This window comes from Bifidobacterium sp. UBA6881 (assembly GCA_002451435.1).
In the GTDB taxonomy this organism is placed as follows: domain Bacteria; phylum Actinomycetota; class Actinomycetes; order Actinomycetales; family Bifidobacteriaceae; genus Bifidobacterium.
Genome location: DKCF01000082.1, coordinates 25,514 through 28,033, shown reverse-complemented (window position 1 = coordinate 28,033; position 2,520 = coordinate 25,514). Strand labels below are relative to the sequence as shown.

At 64.0% G+C, this 2,520-nt stretch carries 1 pseudogene; it reads right to left on the bottom strand.

Annotated features, from left to right (window positions below):
• Positions 1-99: 99 nt before the first annotated feature.
• Positions 100-2,520: pseudogene (locus B3C64_RS06465) on the bottom strand (DNA-directed RNA polymerase subunit beta'); the annotation flags it as partial.

Below are 2,520 nucleotides of genomic sequence, written 5' to 3'. Positions count from 1 at the left end.
AAAAGGCCGGTTCCGGCGCGTATCGTTCGCATACGCGCCGGAACCGGCCTTGGTGCATCAACGATGTTCCGGAACAATCACCGGAACGTCAGCCAAGCGTCACTGGTTGTCGTCACCCAGGTCCATCTGGCCGCCGTTGTCGTCGAGGAAGTCATCCGGGTTGAAGTCGTCGCCGAGCTTCAGGTCGCCGAAGTCCATGTTGGAGAAGTCCACATCGGACAGGTCGGCGTCGCCGAAGGCGGCATCGGACTCGTCCCCACCCAGACCGAAGTTCGGGTAGATGGTGTCGCGGATGGCCTTGTCGGGCTCGACCACAGCGTTGCGGTAACGGGCGAGACCGGTACCGGCCGGAATGAGCTTACCGATGATGACGTTCTCCTTGAGGCCCTTCAGGTCATCGACCTTCTGGTTCAGGGCGGCCTCGGTGAGCACGCGGGTGGTCTCCTGGAAGGAGGCGGCCGACAGCCAGGAATCGGTGGCCAGCGAGGCCTTGGTGATGCCCAGCAGCTCCGGACGGCCGGCTGCGGGCTTGCCACCCTGCTTCACGGCTTCCATGTTGGCGGCCTTGAAGCGGGCCTGATCCACGAGTTCGCCCGGCAGCAGATCGGTGTCGCCGGAGTCGATCACGGTGATGCGACGCAGCATCTGGTGCACGATGACCTCGATGTGCTTGTCGTGGATGTCCACGCCCTGGGAGCGGTACACGGTGTGCACGCCCTCCACGATGTTCACCTGCGCGGCACGCGGGCCGAGGATGCGGAGGATCTTCTTCGGATCGACGGAACCCTCGATGAGCTGGGTGCCGGCCTCGACGTGATCGCCGTCCTTGACCAGCATCGGCGCGCGACGGGTCACCGGGTAGGTGATCGGCTCGACGGAGTCGTCGTCGGGCTTCAGGATGACCTGACGGCCACGATCGGTGTCCTCCACCTTGACCACGCCCGGGAACTCGGCGATAGGCGCCTCGCCCTTCGGGGTACGGGCTTCGAAAAGCTCGGTGACACGCGGAAGACCCTGCGTGATATCGGATGCCGATGCGACACCGCCGGAGTGGAAGGAACGCAGCGTCAGCTGGGTGCCAGGCTCACCGATGGACTGTGCCGCCACGATGCCGACGGCCTCGCCGACGTCCACCAGCTTGTTGGTGGCCAGCGACCAGCCGTAGCACTTGGCGCACACGCCGCGCTTGGATTCGCAGGTCAGCACGGAACGTGCCTTGACCTCTTCGACGCCGTGGGCGACCATGTCCTTGAGCACGTCCATGGACATCGCGTCGCCGGCCTTGTACAGCACGGTCTTGCCGTCGGCCGGGTCGATCACGTCGGCGGCCAGCAGACGGGAGTACGGACCACCGTCGGCGGCCTTGACGAGATGCAGGGTGCCGTCGGCGTCACGTTCGCCGACCTTCATGACCAGGCCGCGCTTGGTGCCGCAGTCCTCCTCACGGACGATGACGTCCTGGGAGACGTCCACCAGACGACGGGTCAGGTAGCCAGACTCCGCGGTACGCAGTGCGGTATCCGCCAGACCCTTACGAGCGCCGTGCTGGGAGATGAAGTATTCCAGCACGGACAGACCCTTACGGTAGTTGGACTTCACAGGACGAGGAATGATCTCGCCCTTCGGGTTTGCCACCAGGCCTCGCATACCTGCGATCTGGTTGATCTGCATCATGTTTCCTCGTGCACCGGACTGCACGATGATGGCCAGGTTGTTCTTGGCGTCGAAGTGCTCCTCGACGGCCTCGGAGACCTCGCTGGTGCACTTCGTCCACAGATCGACGAGTTCCTGACGACGTTCCTCTTCGGTAAGCATACCGATTTCGTAGTTCTCGTTGACCTTGTCGGCTTCGCCTTCGTACTTCTCGATGTAGTCGTCGAGCTCCGGCGGCTGGATGACGTCGGAGAACGCGAAGGACACGCCGGACCACGGAGCGCGGGTGAAGCCGAGATCCTTCAGGGCGTCCAAGGTGGCCGCGACCTGGGCGGTCTTGTAACGGGTGGCGATGTCGTCGACGATCTTGCTCAGACGCTTCTTCGGAGCCTGTTCGTTGACGAACGGGTAGTCCACCGGCAGCGTCTCGTTGAACAGGATGCGGCCGTAGGAGGTGGCGAACAGCACGGAACCGTCGTGGAAGCGCTCTTCCTTGACGACGTCGGGGCTGCCCGGCTCCGGATCGACGACCTTGACCTCGCCCGGCTCCCAGTCCTTCGGCAGCACGAAGTCCTGCGGAAGGCGGATGAGCACCTTGGCCTGCATGTCGATCTCGTGGCGGTCGAGGGCCATTTCGGCCTCTTCCAGCGAGGAGAACACGCGGCCCTGGCCCTTGGCGCCTTCGTAGACGGTGGTCAGGTAGTACAGACCGAGGATCATGTCCTGGCTCGGCATGGTCACGGTGTGGCCGTCGGCCGGCTTCAGAATGTTGTCGGAAGCCATCATCAGGGAACGGGCCTCGGCCTGGGCTTCGGCGCTCAGCGGCAGGTGCACTGCCATCTGGTCGCCATCGAAGTCGGCGTTGAA